Below are 17,968 nucleotides of genomic sequence, written 5' to 3'. Positions count from 1 at the left end.
GATGAGGCTAGGACTAAGTCCTAGTCTTTTTTAAAAGCATTGCCATAATGCAAAATGACAGGGTCAATCGAAGCCTCTCTCCTTTTGCTTGTCAGAAACAATCATGTTATAATGAGAAAGAAAAAGAGGTTACTATGTCATTTAAAGATTATAATTTTAAAAATTACATTCAGAAAGCGCTAGAAGAAATTAACTTTAGCGAACCTACTGAAGTCCAAAAAAAATTAATTCCAATTGTCAACTCAGGCAGAGATTTAGTTGGAGAATCCAAAACAGGATCTGGGAAAACACACACCTTCCTATTGCCAATTTTCGAAAAATTGGATGAGGATGGTAAAGATGTTCAAATTCTGATTACTGCCCCAAGTCGTGAATTAGCTACACAAATTTTTGATGCCGCTAAGCAATTAGCAAGTCATTCGGAAAAAGAAATTCGTCTTGCTAATTATGTTGGTGGAACAGACAAGCTCCGTCAAATTGAAAAATTAAAAGTTTCTCAACCACATATTGTCGTTGGGACACCTGGTCGTATCTATGACTTGGTTAAATCAGGGGACTTAGCCATCCATAAAGCTACAACATTTGTCGTGGATGAAGCTGATATGACTATGGATATGGGATTCTTAGATACTGTTGATAAAATTGCTTCAGCATTACCAAAAGCTGTTCAAATTTTAGTCTTTTCAGCAACAATTCCACAAAAGTTACAGCCATTCTTAAAAAAATATTTAAGCAATCCTTTAATTGAACAAATTAAAACGGAAACCGTAATTGCTGATAATATTGATAACTGGCTTGTTTCAACTAAAGGGCGCGATAAAAATGCTCAGATTTTTGACATTTTAAAAACTATGCAGCCTTATTTGGCTATGATTTTTGTCAATACCAAAGAACGTGCAGATGAATTGCACGGCTACTTGGTTGCGAATGGTTTAAAAGTAGCCAAAATTCATGGTGGCGTACCGCCACGTGAGCGTAAACGGATTATGAATCAAGTGAAAAAGCTTGATTTTGAATACATTGTTGCGACAGATTTGGCAGCTCGTGGAATTGATATTGAAGGTGTCAGCCATGTCATCAATGATGCTATCCCACAAGACTTGTCATTCTTTGTTCACCGGGTAGGCAGAACTGGTCGTAACGGACTTTCGGGCACAGCGATTACCCTATACCAACCAAGTGACGATTCAGACATTAAAGAGTTGGAAAAATTGGGTATTGCTTTTGTTCCTAAGGTTCTCAAAAACGGCGAATTCCAAGACACTTATGATCGAGACCGCCGTAACAACCGTGAAAAATCTTATCAAAAACTTGATACTGAAATGATCGGTTTGGTTAAAAAGAAAAAGAAAAAAGTCAAACCAGGCTATAAGAAAAAAATCCAATGGGTGGTTGATGAAAAGCGTCGTAAAGAACGTCGTGCAGAAGGTAAGGCACGTGGTCGTGCTGAACGTAAAGCAAAAAAACAATCATTTTAATATGCAAGCATCAATCTTCGGATTGGTGCTTTTTGTTATAGGAATTCCTAAAAGACGTGATAGAAATTTGCTATTTTTCAAAGGACTATACTTTTGTTAAACTATCTGTACTATTAAAAAGGAGTATTAAAATGATTAACGATAAAAAAATTCTTAATAAAGCTTTCTATCTCTTGGCTGGTTTGGTCTTAACTTTAATGATGACAAGTACAAGCCAAGCTCAAGAGAAAGAGGTTATTACGGTAGCAACAGATGCTGCAACTAAGCCTTTTACATACCAAGATGGAAAAAAATTGACTGGTTATGATATTGAACTCTTAAAGAAAATCTTTAATGATTCCAAAAAATACCAATTGAAATTTGAAACAGTCGCTTTTCCATCAATTTTATCTGGTATTGATGCTGGTCGCTACCAAATCGCTGCTAACGACTACGGCTATAGTGAGGAACGCGCACAAAAATACCTCTTTTCTAAGCCCCTTTCTAAATCGAATTATGCTATTGCCACTAAAGGGAATAAAGGTTACAAGTCTTTAAAAGATTTAGCTGGTAAAAAGACTCAAGGTATGTCTGGTGCTATTTATATGCAGGTTCTTGAAAAATGGAATAAGAAACATCCAAATCAAAAACCAATTGATATATCGTATGCATCAGGTTCGACACCATTTACTCAAAGACTTCAAATGCTTGAAAATGATCAATTAGATTTTCTTTTCTATGATGCTATTTCTCTAAAAACAGCAATTAAAGATCAAGGATTTGATTTGAAAATCTCAACTTTGAAAGAAGAAATTGGTGATGACAAGGATGGTATGGAATACTTTATTTTTGCAGATGGTGCCAAAGGTAAAGAATTGCAAAAATTTGTCAATAAGGGATTGGTAAAATTAAAAAAATCTGGGTACTTGAAAAAACAAAGTCAACAATTCTTTGAAGGTGATTTTGTATCAGAACTCAACTATTAGTCTTATAAATGAGGCTAAAATAGAAATAAGTCTATTACTATGTGATAGGCTTTCTCTATTGCCTTTATTAGTTCTTTCTATTTTACAGGTCTTATTTACCGTGCTAAACTTAAATGATATTGATAGGAGTAAAAGGGGAAGTTATGCCAATTATTACATTAGCCAGTTCATGGTCATGGTTTGATCAACTGATAAAACATATTCCAGAAGGCAAGCTCTTTAGCTGGAAAGCTGTTTTTGATGCTCTGCCGGATATTATTCAAAGATTGCCAATCACTATTGGTTTAACGGTTGTAGGAGCCATTTTTGGTCTTTTATTGGCCCTTATTTTTGCCATTGTTAAAATTAATCGCATCAAATTTTTATATCCAATTCAAGCTATTTTTGTTAGCTTTTTGCGAGGAACACCAATTTTAGTTCAACTCATGTTGACTTACTATGGTATTCCCCTTTTCTTGAAATACTTGAATCTCACTTATGGTCTCCATTGGAACATTAATGCCATTCCAGCCGCAGTTTTTGCTATAACAGCCTTTGCCTTTAATGAAGCAGCCTATACAAGTGAAACAATTCGGGCAGCTATTTTGTCTGTTAACCAAGGAGAGATTGAAGCCGCTCGGAGTTTAGGGATGACCCCTAGTCAAGTTTATCAAAGAGTTATTATTCCTAATGCAGCTGTCATTGCAACCCCGACCTTAATTAATGGTTTGATTGGTTTAACCAAAGGGACCTCTTTAGCTTTTAATGCAGGTATTGTTGAGATGTTTGCTCAAGCTCAAATTTTGGGTGGAGCGGATTATCGCTATTTTGAACGTTATATTTCGGTAGCTTTAGTTTATTGGTTTATTAGTTTCTTGATTGAACAATTGGGCAACTATATTGAGAAAAGAATGGCTATTGCAGAACCAATTAGGTCGACGGATAGAGTGATGGGGGATTTACGCTAATGATCAAAATAAGCCATTTAAGTAAATATTTTTCAGGTCAAAAAGTTTTGGATGACCTCAGTTTAGAAATCGAAAAAGGTCAAGTTATTGCCTTGGTTGGTGCTTCTGGTGCAGGCAAATCAACCTTTCTAAGGAGCATGAACTATCTGGAAAAACCAGATAAAGGGAGTATTGAGATTGATGATTTTGTTTTTGATTTTTTCAAAATCAAAAACGAGGACATTTTAATTCTAAGGCGTAAATTAGCCATGGTCTTCCAGCAGTTTAACTTGTTCGAGAGGCGGACAGCCTTGGATAACGTCAAGGAAGGTTTGGTCATTGTTAAAAAACTCTCAGACAAAGAAGCGACAGCGATTGCCCGAGAAGAACTTAGAAAAGTGGGATTATCAGACCGGGAAAATCATTATCCAAGACACTTATCAGGTGGACAGAAACAGCGGGTTGCTTTGGCAAGAGCTTTAGCCATGAAGCCAGAGGTATTACTCTTAGATGAGCCGACTTCCGCTTTGGATCCCGAGCTAGTGGCTGAAGTCGAGAAGGCTATTGTCCAGGCTGCAAAAGCGGGGCAAACCATGGTATTAGTTAGTCATGATATGGATTTTGTCGCTCAGGTGGCAGACCGAATTCTCTTTTTGGATAATGGGAAAATTATTGAAGAGGGTAGTCCCGAAGAAATATTTAAACATCCGAAAGAGGAAAGGACCAAAGAATTTTTTAACAAGTTTTCCAAATCCTATGTTTAATGTGAGACTTTTGCTATAATAGAATGGTCTAGGTTAGCCTGGACTTTTTCTTGTGAAAGAGTATCAATTAGTTTGAGCATTGGAATAGGATAGGTCGGAAGTTTAATGGTTTTAGAATTATTTAGTTTATATTTACAAGGACTTTTAATAGCATTCGTATTAGTATTAGCAATTTGTTTACTTTGGATGTTTCTTCGTGCTCGCTCAAAAAAAGACAAGACAGCGATTGAAAAACAAGCATTTCTCTACGATATTTTAATGATAGCTATTCTATTAGTACCCGTTCTTTCTTTCGCGGTTATGGCAGTCCTTTTAGTTTTGAAATCATAAGAATTGCTAAATAATAATCAGATTGATAAAATGTTGACAGAAATAATAAGGAGAATTCAATGTACGATACAATCATAATTGGCTCAGGTCCTGCAGGGATGACAGCAGCTTTATATGCGGCACGTAGTAACCTCAAGGTTGGAATGATCGAACAAGGGGCTCCGGGTGGTCAAATGAATAATACTTCTGAAATTGAAAACTATCCAGGTTATGACCACATTTCCGGTCCAGAGTTATCGATGAAGATGTTTGAGCCCTTAGAAAAATTTGAAGTTGAGCATATTTATGGTATCGTTCAAAAGGTTGAAGATTTCGGTTCTTACAAACGAATTTTTACTGAGGACAGTTCTTTTGATGCCAAAACGGTTATTTTAGCTACTGGTGCTAAATACCGCTTATTAAATGCTCCAGGTGAGGAAACATATACAAGCCGTGGTGTTTCTTATTGTGCAGTATGCGATGGTGCTTTTTTCCGAGACCAAGACTTATTAGTGGTTGGTGGGGGTGACTCTGCAGTGGAAGAAGCTATCTATCTAACACAATTTGCTAAATCAGTTACAATTGTTCATCGACGTGATCAATTGAGAGCTCAGAAAATTTTACAGGACCGTGCATTTGCCAACGAGAAAATTTCATTTATTTGGGATTCTGTTGTTGAGGAAATTCAAGGCGATAATATTAAGGTTTCCAAGGTTCTCATCAAAAATGTTAAAACAGAAGAAGTCACTAGCCATGATTTTGGTGGAGTCTTTATTTATGTTGGAATGTTACCAGTCACAGCAATGGTTTCTGAATTAGATATCTGTGATAACGAAGGCTGGGTAGTAACGGATGATCAGATGAAAACAGCTGTACCTGGTATCTTTGCAATTGGAGATGTTCGTCAAAAAAATCTTCGCCAAATTACAACAGCAGTAGGCGATGGTGCCATAGCTGGTCAGGGTGTCTATCACTATATTGAAAATATGAAATAATAGGGAAGAATTGGACAATATTCGGTGTCCAGTTCTTTTTTTATATTGCTCTAAAAATTTTAGAAAGGCAAATGTTGTAAATATTCTGAAAATAGGGTATAATAATTATATTTTTTAAGAACGGAGTGTATGATGTCAAAAAAGATTAATGATAATAATGAAACAAAAAATGGAATGGTAAGGGGCTTGCAAAATCGTCATGTCCAATTAATTGCCATCGCTGGTACAATTGGAACGGGCTTGTTTATGGGGGCTGGGCGGGCTATTTCTTTGACTGGTCCCTCAATCGTATTAGTTTATCTGATAACTGGTGTATTCATGTTTATGATGATGCGAGCAATTGGAGAAATGCTCTATTATGACCCAGACCAACATACATTTATTAATTTTATTACCAAGTATATCGGCCCTGGTTGGGGTTATTTCTCAGGACTTTCTTATTGGGTGTCATTAATTTTTATTGGTATGGCAGATATTACAGCCCTAGGTTCCTATGTTCAATACTGGTTCCCTAGTTGGCATTCTTGGATGATACAATTAGTTGCACTAGTGATACTTGCTTCTGTCAATTTAATAGCTGTCAAAATCTTTGGTGAGACTGAATTCTGGTTTGCCATGATTAAAATTGTTGCCATCATTGCTTTAATCGTTACAGCTGCCTTTATGATTATTACTGGTTTTGAAACGCCTCATGGTCACGCAAGTTTGACTAATATTTCTACTGGTTTCTCGTTTTTCCCTCATGGTACTTTGAAATTCTTTATGGGTTTCCAAATGGTCTTCTTTGCTTACCAAGCTATTGAATTTGTTGGGATTACTACCTCTGAAACAGCTAATCCAAGAAAAGTCTTACCAAAAGCAATTCAGGAAATTCCATTACGGATTGTAATTTTCTATGTTGGTTCACTTATTTCTATTATGGCAATCGTTCCTTGGAAGGATTTACCCGTTGATAAGTCACCATTTGTTATGGTTTTCCAATTAGTTGGTATTAAATGGGCGGCAGCCTTGATTAACTTTGTTGTTTTGACATCTTCAGCTTCAGCATTGAACTCAGTTCTTTATTCATCAGGTCGCCACTTATATCAATTAGCAAATGAAAATGCTAATGGCTTTACAGATTCCTTGAAGTTAAACCGTTTATCTCGACAAGGAGTTCCAAGTCGAGCTATTATTGCATCTGCTTTTGTAGTTGGTATTTCAGCTATTATTAATGTATTGCCAGGAGTTTCGGATGCCTTTGCTTTGATAGCAGCCTCTTCCTCAGGAGTCTATATTGCAATCTATGCCTTAACGATGGTTGCCCATTGGAAATATCGTCAATCAGATGATTTTATGGCAGATGGCTTCCTTATGCCAATGTACAAAGTTGCAACACCAATTACTTTAGCTTTCTTCGCTTTTGTTTTTGTTTCATTATTCCTTCAAGAATCTACCTTTATTGGAGCAGTAGGAGCAACAATTTGGATTATCGTATTTGGTCTTTATTGTAATTTTAAGTTTAAATCAAAATAAAAAATAAAGTTGGGACATGTCGTCTCAACTTTTTCTTTTTTTACGATAGAACTGTATAATGTTTGGCTTTGAAATTTCCAGTTTACGGATAATTATTCAAAATCAAAAGTATGTTATAATAGTAACAATAATTAATAGAGGACAAAATTATGTATAAAGATGACAGTTTAACCCTACATACCGATTTATATCAAATTAATATGATGCAAGTCTATTTTGACCAAGGTATTCATAATAAGAAAGCTGTATTTGAGGTGTATTTCCGCAAACAACCTTTTGAAAATGGTTATGCAATTTTTGCTGGTTTACAGCGTGTTGTCGAATATTTAGAGAATTTGAAATTTACTGAGAGTGATTTAGCTTATCTAGCTGAATTAGGTTATAACGGTGAATTCTTAGATTATCTAAAAAATCTAAAATTAGAACTCACAGTTCGTTCAGCTAAAGAAGGGGATTTGGTTTTCGCAAATGAACCGATTGTTCAAGTTGAAGGACCATTAGGACAATGCCAATTAGTTGAAACTGCCCTACTAAATATTGTTAATTTCCAAACCTTGATTGCGACTAAAGCTGCTCGTATCCGTTCTGTCATTGAAGATGAACCACTTTTGGAATTTGGTACACGCCGAGCTCAAGAATTGGATGCTGCTTTTTGGGGCACTCGTGCTGCAGTTATTGGCGGAGCTAATGCCACAAGTAATGTTCGTGCCGGTAAAGTGTTTGGTATCCCTGTATCGGGAACACATGCTCATGCCTTAGTTCAAGCCTATGGTAATGATTATGAAGCATTCAAAGCCTATGCAGCAACTCATAAGGATTGTGTCTTTTTAGTAGATACTTATGATACTTTAAAAGTCGGTGTTCCTAACGCTATTAAAGTTGCCAAAGAGTTAGGTGATAGTATTAATTTCCTTGGTGTTCGTTTAGACTCAGGAGATTTAGCTTATCTCTCTAAAAAAGTTCGTCAACAGCTTGATGAAGCGGGCTTCCCTAATGCTAAAATCTATGCTTCAAACGATTTAGATGAAAACACGATTCTTAACTTGAAGATGCAAAAAGCTAAGATTGATGTTTGGGGAGTTGGTACCAAGTTGATAACAGCTTATGATCAACCAGCGCTTGGTGCGGTTTATAAAATGGTCTCCATTGAAAATGAAGGAGGCCAAATGGAAGACACCATTAAGTTATCCAATAACGCCGAAAAAGTTTCAACGCCTGGTAAAAAACAAGTTTGGCGGATTACGAGTTTAGATAAAGGCAAATCTGAAGGTGATTATATTACTTTTACAGATGTCGATGTTAATAGTCTCGATCAAATTGAAATGTTCCACCCAACTTATACTTACATCAAAAAAGTCGTTAAAAATTTCGAAGCTGTACCTTTGTTAGTAGATGTTTTTGTCGATGGAGAACTAGTTTATGACTTACCGGATCTACAAACCATTCAAGCTTATGCTCGAAAAGAATTCGATAAACTTTGGGATGAGTACAAACGGGTTTTAAATCCACAAGACTATCCAGTCGACCTTGCAAAAGATGTTTGGGATAATAAGATGAATCTTATTTCATCTATTCGCCACAAAACTTATGGGGAAGGTGAGTTCTAATGACTTTACAGAATGAAATTATCAAGCAGCTTGGCGTTAAACCTACTATTAATCCTGAAGAAGAAATTAGAAAATCTATTGATTTCCTAAAGTCCTACTTAAAGAAACATACTTTTTTAAAAACATTAGTTCTTGGAATTTCAGGAGGACAAGATTCTACTTTAGCTGGTCGTCTTGCGCAAATGGCAATTGAAGAAATGAGGGCAGAGACTGGTCAGGAAGATTATCAATTTATTGCTATCAGACTTCCTTATGGTGTTCAAGCAGATGAGGCAGATGCTCAATTAGCTTTGGACTTTATTCAACCTGATCAGAGCTTAACCATTAATATTAAGCAAGCTGTCGATGGACAAGTTGCTGCATTAGTAGAAGCAGGCATTGCTATTTCAGACTTTAATAAAGGGAATATCAAGGCTCGCCAAAGGATGATTAGTCAATATGCTGTAGCTGGTCAAACGAGTGGAGCAGTTATTGGTACTGACCATGCTGCTGAAAATATTACTGCCTTTTTTACTAAATTTGGTGATGGGGGCGCTGATATTTTACCCCTCTTCCGATTGAATAAACGGCAAGGACGTCAACTCTTAAAAGCTTTAGGTGCTGATGTACGACTTTATAAAAAGGTGCCAACAGCTGATTTAGAGGAAAATAAACCTGGTATCGCAGATGAAGTTGCTTTAGGTGTTACCTATAATGATATTGATGACTACCTCGAAGGAAAAACAATCTCTGCTCAAGCACAAGAAAAAATCGAAGCTTGGTGGTATAAAGGACTTCATAAACGCCATTTACCAATTACCATTTTTGATGATTTTTGGAAATAAAGATTTCAGCTTTTGATAAATTACAATCGAAAACGCTAGGATACCTAGCGTTTTTTGACTTGAAGAAAGTTGAAATAGTTCTATAATAGAAGGTAAGTAAAAAAATGGAGGATATTATGTCAGAAATTACACAATCGTTTACCGATAAATTATTTGCCAATTATGAGAATAATCCTAAGTTCAGGGCAATGGAAAATGCAGTGAGCCATAATGGGTTGCTCAAATCAATAGAGACACGCCAAAGTGCTATTGACAATGATTTTGTTTTTTCTGTAGATGTTACAAAGGACAAGGTCACTAATCAAAAGGCGTCTGGTCGTTGTTGGATGTTTGCGGCACTTAACACTTTTCGTCACCAATTAATTTCAGACTTCAAGTTAGACAATTTTGAATTATCCCAAGCTCATACTTTCTTCTGGGATAAATATGAAAAAGCGAACTGGTTTATGGAACAAATTATTGCAACTGCTGATCAAGACTTGACTAGTCGTAAAGTGAAATTCCTTCTGGATGTTCCTCAACAAGATGGTGGTCAGTGGGATATGGTTGTCGCACTTTTTGATAAATATGGTGTGGTTCCAAAATCAGTCTATCCAGAATCTGTTTCTTCAAGCAATAGCAGAGAATTGAACAGTATTCTTAATAAATTATTGAGACAAGATGCTCAGATTCTTCGTGAATGCATTCAGACTGGAGCTGATACTCAAACGGTACAAACTAAAAAAGAGGCTTTGTTAGAGGAAGTATTTAACTTCTTGGCTATTAACCTAGGACTGCCACCTAAGAAATTTGATTTCGCTTATCGTGATAAAGATAATCAATTTCATCGTGAAAGTGGCATTACTCCACAAGAGTTTTACCAAAAATATGTTGGCTTGAACTTATCGGATTATGTCTCAATTATTAATGCACCTACTCAGGATAAGCCTTTTGGGAAATCTTATACTGTTGAAATGCTCGGGAATGTTGCGGGTAGTCCTGATGTTCGTTACCTCAATTTAGAAATGGAACGCTTCAAAGAATTGGCCATCAAACAAATGCAAGAAGGTGAATCTGTTTGGTTTGGTTCAGACGTAGGTCAAGTCTCTGATCGCAAGAAGGGTATCCTAGCAACGAATACCTACGATTTTGAAGCAAGTATGGACATCGTCCTCAGTCAAGATAAAGCAGGTCGCCTCGATTATAGTGAAAGTTTAATGACCCATGCCATGGTCTTGACGGGTGTTGATTTGGATGAGAATGGCCGAGCTCTTAAATGGAAGGTTGAAAATTCATGGGGTGAGGATGTTGGAAACAAGGGGTACTTTGTGGCTTCCGATGCATGGATGGACGAGTATACCTATCAAATTGTTGTTCGCAAGAATTTACTGACTGCTGAAGAACTGGCAGCTTATGAAGCAGAGCCAATTGTTCTTGCACCATGGGATCCAATGGGTGCTTTGGCAAAATAAAAAAGAATTCGGAAATTTTTCCGAATTCTTTTCTTTTTTTATGATTAGTTTCCATTGCCATTATTTTGGCCGACACCGTTACCATTTCCTGTTCCATTACCAGGAGTTGTAGGCGTAGATGTTGATGGAGAACCGGTAGCATCGCTAGCAGAAGGTGTTTCTGCTGAATTTGAACTTTCTGAGCTGTTACCTTGTCCAGTATTGGCGCTGTTGCTTGAAGAATTTCCACCGTAAATATTATTATAAACGGAGCTATTACCAGTGTTATTTGTTGTATATGTTCCACCGTAAAGGTAAAGCATTCCTCCACTACGGTAAAGTCCACTTGGCATAATCCAATCTTCACTGTAGCCTTCTGTTAAGTATGACATCATATTACGATAAACACGAGTTGCCACATTTAAACCATCACCATAAACAGGGGTTAGACGACTACGATAGCCAGTCCATACAGCCATTGCATATTTACTAGTATAACCAACGAAGTTTTCGTCAGGTGCCATAGTTCCAACATAATCAGGGTAAAGTCCAGTTTCAGCACTGATTTTAGCTAACTCTTCATCAGTGTAGTTTGAAGTACCAGTTTTCCCTGCTTGAATAACACCAGGAACACGTGCTTCAGTACCAGTACCATACGTTAAAACGGTTTTTAGCATATCCGTCATCATGTAGGCTGTAGTTTCTTTCATAGCACGTTTGCCTTTTTCTTCGATGACTTTTGAGGTTCCGTCACTAAACTCAATTTTATTAACATATTGTGGCTTATAGTAGTGACCACCGTTTGCAAATGATGCATAGGCGGCAGCCATTTTTTCAGAACTTGCACCGTACTTTTGTTCAGTCCCTGAGTTGTTACTTGAAATCGCATTAGAATAGTTCATTTCAGGATAGTCAATACCAAGGTCGTTTAAGAAAGATTTGGCATAGTCTAAACCAGCAGCTTCTAAGGCACGTACAGCAGGAACGTTACGTGATTGCATAATAGCAGTTTGAATAGTCATCCAACCATTATATTTGCGGTCCCAGTTGTAAAGTTGAGTAGTAGTTCCAGGCCAGTAATAAACAGAGTCATTTGTAGATTGAGCAGTTGAGTTATATGCCCCACTTTCAATAGCAGGGGCATAGGCAGAGATTGGTTTCATTGTTGAACCCCAGTCACGGTCTGTTAGAACTGCTTGGTTTGTACCAAATGAAACATTCTCGTCTTGATTACGACTTCCAAGTTGAGCAATGACATGACCATTTGTTACATCAATGACAGTTGAAGCCACTTGGAATTTATCATCTGGATAGTAAATATAATCTTGACTATTATAAATATCATAAAGTCGTTTTTGCGCTTCAGGAAGTATATTTGTATAAACTTTTAATCCGGAAGTAAAGATATCTTTATTGGTTTCGGACTTAACTTGACTGATAACTTGTTTTAAGTAGTTATCCATATATTTTGGATAGCTTGATGTTTTTTTCAAAGGTTTTAAGCCATCAGTTACTGGAGTAGCAATTGCTTGATCGTATTCAGCTTTGGTCAGATTTTTTTCTGAAAGCATTTGACGTAAAACTAAATTACGACGAGTAGTTGCTGAATCAGGATTTGCATAAGGATCATACTGAGTTGGTGCTTGAGGAATACCAGCAAGCAATGCCAATTGGGCAAAGGATAAGTCTTTTAGATCTTTACCATAGTAAGATTTAGAAGCGGTAAGCATACCATAGTTACCATTTCCCATATAGACCTTATTAATATAGAAAGTTAATATTTCTTGTTTTGTGTATTTACGTTCCATTTGGAGCGCTAGCCAAACTTCTTGTGCTTTACGTTTTAAAGTCTGATCTCTCTCAGCAGTTGAGAAATAGGCCAACTTAATTAACTGTTGGTCAAGTGTAGAGCCACCTTGTGTGCTTGAACTTGTTATGTTGTGGAAGGCTGCACCAAGAATACGATATAAATCAACACCACGGTGATTAAAGAAACGTTTGTCTTCAATAGAAGTAATCGCATTAACTAAATTAAGAGGAATACTATCTGCTGTAACATTTTCCCGTTTTTCAGAACCTAAATCGGCAATGAGTTTGTTATGAGCATCATAAACAAGACTGGAATTGGTGGATTTAAGGGCAGCCTCACTCAGCTTTGGAGCTGTGGAAATATAAAAAGCAAATAATAAGGCACCAATGACGATAGCAAGGATGGTAAGACTAAGAATAGCTGCTAGTGCATATTTTAGAATTTTTCGAATGAATGGATTTTTGATACTAATCACCGCCTAAAAAATTTTGTTCTATAATATCTAAATAAGGTACTTGAGGAAAAGCTCCAATTATTATCTGATAGCCATTTTTTCTGATATAATCAAGTGGCATTGATTTACTACCTTTATCAATCTGATAGAAATCGATTAAGGCTTTTGCTGGAAGATAATAAGTTTCTTTTAAAGTACTGAAGTGTAAAAGGACAAAACAAATTCCCTTTTGTTCTAAAACGGAAGCCATATGGTCTATTTGATGCGAATGAAAATTTTTCATAGGCATGGCTGTTTTTTGCCTTGTTTCCTTGGCTTCAAAATCAAGGTAAAACCCTTTGTAAACCCCAGAGTAATCAGTAGTAGATGCTTGTCGAAAATAGGCTTCAACAATCTTTGCACGACTTCTTCGTGGATAATCTACCTTTACGATTTGAATAGGTGTTGGTTTTTTGTGAATGACCGCAATCTTTCGGGAGAGATAGTATTCATTAGTAGCGTTAATCGCTGCCTCGAATGACATTCCGCGATTTGCAAAGTCAGTCTTTGATTTTTTTTCTTCTTTTTGAACAGGGCTTATTCGTTTTCCTTTAAGTTGATGAGGATAATTAACCATTGTTCTCCTACTGACGTTACTTAATGAAAAATTTAAGCATTTTTATTATAACATATTTTTAGAAAGGAAAACACAATATGACTGCGATTCTGGTTACAGGATATAAGAGTTTTGAACTGGGGATTTTTAAAGATAATGATCCGAGAATAACAATTATTAAAAAAGCCATCCACAAAGACTTATTGCGTTTGATTGAAGAGGGGCATGATTGGTTTATTTTGACAGGTTCCTTAGGCTTTGAAGCATGGGCGCTTGATGTTCTAAAAGACTTGAAAACTGACTATCCAATTCAGATTGCGACCATTTTTGATTTCGAAACCCATGGAAAACAGTGGAATGAGCAGAATCAGGAGAAATTACAGGCATTTAAAAACGTTGATTTTATAAAATATTGTTTTCCAGACTATGAGAACGCTAGCCAATTTAGACAATATCAGGAATTTCTGATTGCTAATACAAACGGAGCTTATCTGTTTTATGATAGTGAATATGAAAGCAAGCTCCGCTATTTGGTCGATCGACTGAAGGAATTATCCGACTATACTTTACAGTTTTTAACCTTTGACCGTCTCAATGAAATAATGGAAGAGTAACGGGAACTTAATATTTGTAACTGTCTTTTAGACTTGCTTTTTATTCTTTTTTTGGGTAATATAAATTATGATATCAGAAAATAGATATTAGATAGAATTACCGGTCGGAGATAAGAGAATGACAAGTATTATTTATAGTCCTAAGGACATTTTTGAACAAGAATTTAAAACTAGTATGCGTGGATTCGATAAAAAAGAAGTTGACGAATTTTTAGATAACGTCATCAAAGATTATGAATCCTATATTGCTGAGATTGAACACTTGAAGGCTGAAATTGAATCTTTGAAAAAAGAAAGTTCTCATGCTAGAGGAACTGGTTTTGCAGAAGAACGCCATTCAATGGTGCAACCAACAAGAGTAACTCAGACTGCAACTAATTTTGATATTTTGAAAAGAATTAGTCGTTTAGAAAAAGAAGTATTTGGCAAACAAATCAGCGAATAATTTTTGGACGTGCAATTTTTGGATAATCGCGTAGCTTTAAAGGCTATGAGGAAAGTCCATGCTAGCACTGGCTGTGATGCCAGTAGTGTTTGTGCTAGGCGAAAAAATAAGCCTAGGGATGTCTTTTGACATTACGGCGGGAGAAAGGGCTAAGTCTTTGATATGCTCTAGTATCTCTGAAAGTGCCACAGTGACGCAGTTTTTATGGAAACGTAGGAAATGGAACGCGGTAAACCCCTCAAGCTAGCAACCCAAACTTTGGTCGGGGCATGGAATAGAAGGGAAACGAACTAGCTATTCTGACTGTTTACAGTAGACAGATGATTATCGAAAGAAATGATACCTAGTCATTTCTGGAACAAAACATGGCTTATAGAAAATTGCATATTAGGTTAAGCTAGCACTTGCTAGCTTTTATTTTCATTAAAGAGAAAGATAATTATGAAAGAACATTTTAAATTGGTCGCAACAGTTGCTGCAGGCTTTGAATCAGTTGTTGGCAAAGAAATTAAAGCCTTGGGCTTTGATTGTAGGGTTGACAACGGAAAAGTTTACTTTGAAGGTGACATGGCAGCCATTGCAAAGAGTAACCTTTGGTTACGTGCAGCCGATCGCATCAAAATTATTGTCGGACAATTTCCAGCAAGAACCTTTGAAGAATTATTTCAAGGTGTTAATGGTTTAGATTGGGAAAATTACTTACCATTAGGCGCTAAATTCCCAATTTCCAAAGCTAAATGTGTTCGTTCTAAACTACATAACGAACCAAGTGTCCAGGCAATAACCAAAAAAGCGGTCGTTAAAAAATTGCAAAAAATTTATCACCGACCTGAAGGAGTCCCTTTACAAGAAATCGGTTCTGAATTTAAAATTGAAGTTTCTATCTTAAAAGATGTGGCGACAATTATGATTGACACGAGTGGTACTAGTCTCTTTAAACGTGGCTATCGGATTCAAAAAGGTGGCGCACCTATCAAAGAAAACATGGCGGCAGCTATTTTGGAATTGAGCAATTGGTATCCAGACAAACCTTTAGTGGACCCAACATGCGGCTCAGGAACATTCTGTATTGAAGCAGCTTTAATTGGTATGAATATTGCACCAGGTTTCAATCGTAGCTTTGCCTTCGAAGATTGGTCATGGGTTGATAAATCAATTATTGAAAATGTTCGAAATGAGGCTGAAGAAGCTGCCAATTACGATGCAGAACTTGATATTTCTGGTTTTGATATCGATGGTCGGATGGTTGAAATTGCAAAACAAAATGCTCAAGAAGCAGGTTTAGCAGATGTCATTACTTTTAAACAGATGCGCCTTCAAGATTTTAAAACTGATAAAGTGAACGGTGTTATCATTTCAAACCCACCATATGGTGAACGGTTGCTTGATGACAAAGCAGTTGACATTTTGTATAATGAAATGGGTCAAGCCTTTAAACCATTAAGTACTTGGAGCAAATTTATTTTGACAAGTGATGAAGACTTTGAAAAGAAATTTGGTCAACAAGCCGATAAAAAGCGTAAACTATACAATGGGACTATGAAAGTTGAACTTTATCAATTTTTTGGTCAACGCATTAAAAGAAGTCAAATTGAGAGGTAAGGAAAGTGTCAGACGAAAAAAATACAGTAGGTATGAATGAAGAAGGTCAAACCCTGGACATTGACCAAGCGAAAAATATGACAGTTGGTGAAGCAGTCAGAAAAGACTCGGAGCTTAAAGCTGGTGTTACAGAAGAAGATAGTGTTCTTGATAAGTATATCAAGCAACACCGTGATCAAGTAGCATCGCAAAAATTTGATACTAAAGTTATGGAAGCTGAAACATTAGATACGGCAACTTTAGATAATTTCATCAAAAAACAAAGAGAAGAACTTGCAGCATCTGGTATCCTTGCTACAGAAGGTGCTGAAACACTTGTACAAGCCGATGAAAAAACGGCTAGTCAAGAAGTAGCAAATGAACAAACAGCTGTGGAAGAGTCAGCTCCAGCTGCAGCTGTTTCAGAGCCAAATGAAAAAGAATCTCAAACAAATGGTTTTGAAAATCCGGATCATTTTAATGATAAAGAAATCCAACAAAAAGGCTCTAAGAAAAAACTCGTAGGAATTCTGTTAGCTCTACTGGTCTTAGTTTCAGGCTTATTTTTCGCTGTAAATACCTTTAGAGGACAAGACAACAATAAAGATAAAACTGCTTCATCTGCTCAGCAATCAACCAAAGAATCTTCAAAAACGACAGCGGCAAAAAAAGCTAAGGCTAATCTAAAATCCTATAATAGTGATTTGAAAGCCTTTTATTCAGATGCTGAGATGACAAAACTTAAAAATAGTCAATTTGTTAAGATTGAAGATTTGGCTAAAAGTTTAGATAAATTAAAAAACACATCTTATTATGAAGATGCTAAAAGTAAATTTGATCTATTGAAAAAACAAATTGATGCTGTTAAGGCGGTCAATGCTAAATTTGCAACAGAAGCAATCAAAGATGGTGAAAAAGTTTCTGCAACCATCAAGTCTGGTGCAAATTTTGATGATATTAAGGCTGATGTTTTAAAAACTGGCAATGCCTCTTTAGATAAATTATTACAATCAGCAATCGCTGATGGTCGTAAACAAATTGATGACAAAGCCAAGGCTGAAAAAGAAAAAGCTGCCAAAGAAGCTGAAAACAAAGCGGCAGAATCAACTGATTCAGCACAAGCTGCTGCAGGTCAAGAAGCTACTCAAGGTGGAGCTGCTGCTAGTCAAACAGCACCAGCACAAACAGCTCCTGCTCAAGCTCCGACAATTTCGGGTTCTGGATCAGGCTTAACCAACGCCAATGGTATCCAAAGAAATCTCTCACGCGTTCCCTATAATGATGCGGCAATTGCTGATACTACTAATCCAGCTTGGCTCTTTAATCCTGGTATTTTAGAAAAAGTTATCGGTACTGCTCAAGCTCGAGGTTATATTGCTGGAAATAACTATTATTTAGAACCAGTCAATATTGTAAACGGCAATGGTTATTATAACTTGTTTAAACCAGATGGAACTTACCTGTTCTCAATTAACTGTAAAACAGGTTACTTCGTTGGTAATGCCAAAGGGCATTCTGATGGATTAGATTACTAAAATTAAAGCAAATAAAAAAGAGAAGGCATACAGATCAAACGGTATGCCTCTTTTGTAATACTGATGTTAATTTGTCTAATTAAACAAAAATGTAATTTAACCGTTTAGGAGCTATTTTAAC

16 protein-coding genes and 1 other RNA gene are annotated in these 17,968 nt (G+C 36.5%); 15 read left to right on the top strand and 2 right to left on the bottom strand.

Annotated features, from left to right (window positions below; translation table 11 throughout):
* The first annotated feature begins 134 nt into the window (after positions 1 to 134).
* From A9Q68_RS05920 to pepC, 10 genes are all read left to right on the top strand, one after another.
* The gene (locus A9Q68_RS05920; protein WP_071793768.1) at positions 135 to 1,478 is read left to right on the top strand and encodes a DEAD/DEAH box helicase; all 1,344 of its coding nucleotides are present in this window, start codon (positions 135 to 137) and stop codon (positions 1,476 to 1,478) included.
* A gap of 197 nt (positions 1,479 to 1,675) precedes the next feature.
* Positions 1,676 to 2,443: a transporter substrate-binding domain-containing protein gene (locus tag A9Q68_RS05915; protein WP_240494216.1), complete on the top strand. Its 768-nt coding sequence runs from the start codon at positions 1,676 to 1,678 to the stop codon at positions 2,441 to 2,443.
* Positions 2,444 to 2,586: 143 nt separating this feature from the next.
* Positions 2,587 to 3,390 carry an amino acid ABC transporter permease gene (locus A9Q68_RS05910; RefSeq protein ID WP_071793766.1) on the top strand — a complete coding sequence of 268 codons (804 nt, stop codon included), beginning with the start codon at positions 2,587 to 2,589 and terminating at the stop codon, positions 3,388 to 3,390.
* Positions 3,390 to 4,133 (top strand): amino acid ABC transporter ATP-binding protein, encoded by a 744-nt coding sequence (locus A9Q68_RS05905; RefSeq protein ID WP_071793765.1) that lies wholly within the window; start codon positions 3,390 to 3,392, stop codon positions 4,131 to 4,133. The genes A9Q68_RS05910 and A9Q68_RS05905 overlap by 1 nt, the downstream gene beginning before the upstream one ends.
* 105 nt (positions 4,134 to 4,238) lie before the next feature.
* Entirely contained in the window at positions 4,239 to 4,463 is a 225-nt protein-coding gene (locus A9Q68_RS05900; RefSeq protein WP_071793764.1) for a DUF4059 family protein, read from the top strand.
* A gap of 59 nt (positions 4,464 to 4,522) precedes the next feature.
* On the top strand, positions 4,523 to 5,437 hold the full coding sequence (gene trxB / locus A9Q68_RS05895; protein ID WP_071793763.1) for a thioredoxin-disulfide reductase: 915 nt from the start codon (positions 4,523 to 4,525) through the stop codon (positions 5,435 to 5,437).
* A 132-nt stretch (positions 5,438 to 5,569) separates the two neighbouring features.
* A complete protein-coding gene (locus tag A9Q68_RS05890; protein WP_420806779.1) occupies positions 5,570 to 6,952 on the top strand; it encodes an amino acid permease in 1,383 nt (460 codons plus the stop codon).
* 149 nt (positions 6,953 to 7,101) lie between these two features.
* Positions 7,102 to 8,559 (top strand): nicotinate phosphoribosyltransferase, encoded by a 1,458-nt coding sequence (locus tag A9Q68_RS05885; protein WP_071793761.1) that lies wholly within the window; start codon positions 7,102 to 7,104, stop codon positions 8,557 to 8,559.
* Complete coding sequence (gene nadE / locus A9Q68_RS05880) at positions 8,559 to 9,383, top strand: ammonia-dependent NAD(+) synthetase (protein ID WP_071793760.1); 825 nt, start codon at positions 8,559 to 8,561, stop codon at positions 9,381 to 9,383. Before A9Q68_RS05885 ends, nadE begins: the two co-directional genes overlap by 1 nt.
* 116 nt (positions 9,384 to 9,499) lie before the next feature.
* Complete coding sequence (pepC, locus tag A9Q68_RS05875) at positions 9,500 to 10,834, top strand: aminopeptidase C (RefSeq protein ID WP_071793759.1); 1,335 nt, start codon at positions 9,500 to 9,502, stop codon at positions 10,832 to 10,834.
* A gap of 44 nt (positions 10,835 to 10,878) precedes the next feature.
* On the opposite strand, the gene pbp1a is transcribed toward pepC, so the two are convergent.
* On the bottom strand, positions 10,879 to 13,098 hold the full coding sequence (gene pbp1a / locus A9Q68_RS05870) for a penicillin-binding protein PBP1A (RefSeq protein WP_071793758.1): 2,220 nt from the start codon (positions 13,096 to 13,098) through the stop codon (positions 10,879 to 10,881).
* Positions 13,091 to 13,693 carry a Holliday junction resolvase RecU gene (recU, locus tag A9Q68_RS05865; RefSeq protein ID WP_071793757.1) on the bottom strand — a complete coding sequence of 201 codons (603 nt, stop codon included), beginning with the start codon at positions 13,691 to 13,693 and terminating at the stop codon, positions 13,091 to 13,093. Before recU ends, pbp1a begins: the two co-directional genes overlap by 8 nt.
* 77 nt (positions 13,694 to 13,770) lie before the next feature.
* Between recU and A9Q68_RS05860 the strand changes: the two genes are divergently transcribed.
* From A9Q68_RS05860 to A9Q68_RS05840, 5 genes are all read left to right on the top strand, one after another.
* Positions 13,771 to 14,286 (top strand): SLOG family protein, encoded by a 516-nt coding sequence (locus A9Q68_RS05860; RefSeq protein ID WP_071793756.1) that lies wholly within the window; start codon positions 13,771 to 13,773, stop codon positions 14,284 to 14,286.
* Positions 14,287 to 14,404: 118 nt separating this feature from the next.
* Positions 14,405 to 14,731 carry a cell division regulator GpsB gene (gpsB, locus tag A9Q68_RS05855; protein WP_071793755.1) on the top strand — a complete coding sequence of 109 codons (327 nt, stop codon included), beginning with the start codon at positions 14,405 to 14,407 and terminating at the stop codon, positions 14,729 to 14,731.
* A gap of 14 nt (positions 14,732 to 14,745) precedes the next feature.
* An RNA gene (gene rnpB / locus A9Q68_RS05850) (RNase P RNA component class B) lies at positions 14,746 to 15,109 on the top strand.
* Between the two features lie 63 nt (positions 15,110 to 15,172).
* Complete coding sequence (locus tag A9Q68_RS05845) at positions 15,173 to 16,333, top strand: THUMP domain-containing class I SAM-dependent RNA methyltransferase (protein ID WP_071793754.1); 1,161 nt, start codon at positions 15,173 to 15,175, stop codon at positions 16,331 to 16,333.
* A gap of 5 nt (positions 16,334 to 16,338) precedes the next feature.
* Entirely contained in the window at positions 16,339 to 17,847 is a 1,509-nt protein-coding gene (locus A9Q68_RS05840; RefSeq protein ID WP_071793753.1) for a cell division site-positioning protein MapZ family protein, read from the top strand.
* Positions 17,848 to 17,968: the final 121 nt, after the last annotated feature.

Origin of the sequence: Streptococcus bovimastitidis (assembly GCF_001885095.1) — a bacterium.
Taxonomy (GTDB): Bacteria; Bacillota; Bacilli; order Lactobacillales; family Streptococcaceae; genus Streptococcus; species Streptococcus bovimastitidis.
Note: the sequence above shows the minus strand (reverse complement) of the source record. Positions and strands in the feature narration are given on the sequence as shown.

Coding starts and splice junctions, on each gene's coding strand:
- A9Q68_RS05920 (WP_071793768.1), top strand. CDS start 135: ATGTCATTTAAAGATTATAATTTTAAAAATTACATTCAGAAAGCGCTA.
- A9Q68_RS05915 (WP_240494216.1), top strand. CDS start 1,676: ATGATGACAAGTACAAGCCAAGCTCAAGAGAAAGAGGTTATTACGGTA.
- A9Q68_RS05910 (WP_071793766.1), top strand. CDS start 2,587: ATGCCAATTATTACATTAGCCAGTTCATGGTCATGGTTTGATCAACTG.
- A9Q68_RS05905 (WP_071793765.1), top strand. CDS start 3,390: ATGATCAAAATAAGCCATTTAAGTAAATATTTTTCAGGTCAAAAAGTT.
- A9Q68_RS05900 (WP_071793764.1), top strand. CDS start 4,239: ATGGTTTTAGAATTATTTAGTTTATATTTACAAGGACTTTTAATAGCA.
- trxB (WP_071793763.1), top strand. CDS start 4,523: ATGTACGATACAATCATAATTGGCTCAGGTCCTGCAGGGATGACAGCA.
- A9Q68_RS05890 (WP_420806779.1), top strand. CDS start 5,570: ATGTCAAAAAAGATTAATGATAATAATGAAACAAAAAATGGAATGGTA.
- A9Q68_RS05885 (WP_071793761.1), top strand. CDS start 7,102: ATGTATAAAGATGACAGTTTAACCCTACATACCGATTTATATCAAATT.
- nadE (WP_071793760.1), top strand. CDS start 8,559: ATGACTTTACAGAATGAAATTATCAAGCAGCTTGGCGTTAAACCTACT.
- pepC (WP_071793759.1), top strand. CDS start 9,500: ATGTCAGAAATTACACAATCGTTTACCGATAAATTATTTGCCAATTAT.
- recU (WP_071793757.1), bottom strand. CDS start 13,693: ATGGTTAATTATCCTCATCAACTTAAAGGAAAACGAATAAGCCCTGTT.
- A9Q68_RS05860 (WP_071793756.1), top strand. CDS start 13,771: ATGACTGCGATTCTGGTTACAGGATATAAGAGTTTTGAACTGGGGATT.
- gpsB (WP_071793755.1), top strand. CDS start 14,405: ATGACAAGTATTATTTATAGTCCTAAGGACATTTTTGAACAAGAATTT.
- A9Q68_RS05845 (WP_071793754.1), top strand. CDS start 15,173: ATGAAAGAACATTTTAAATTGGTCGCAACAGTTGCTGCAGGCTTTGAA.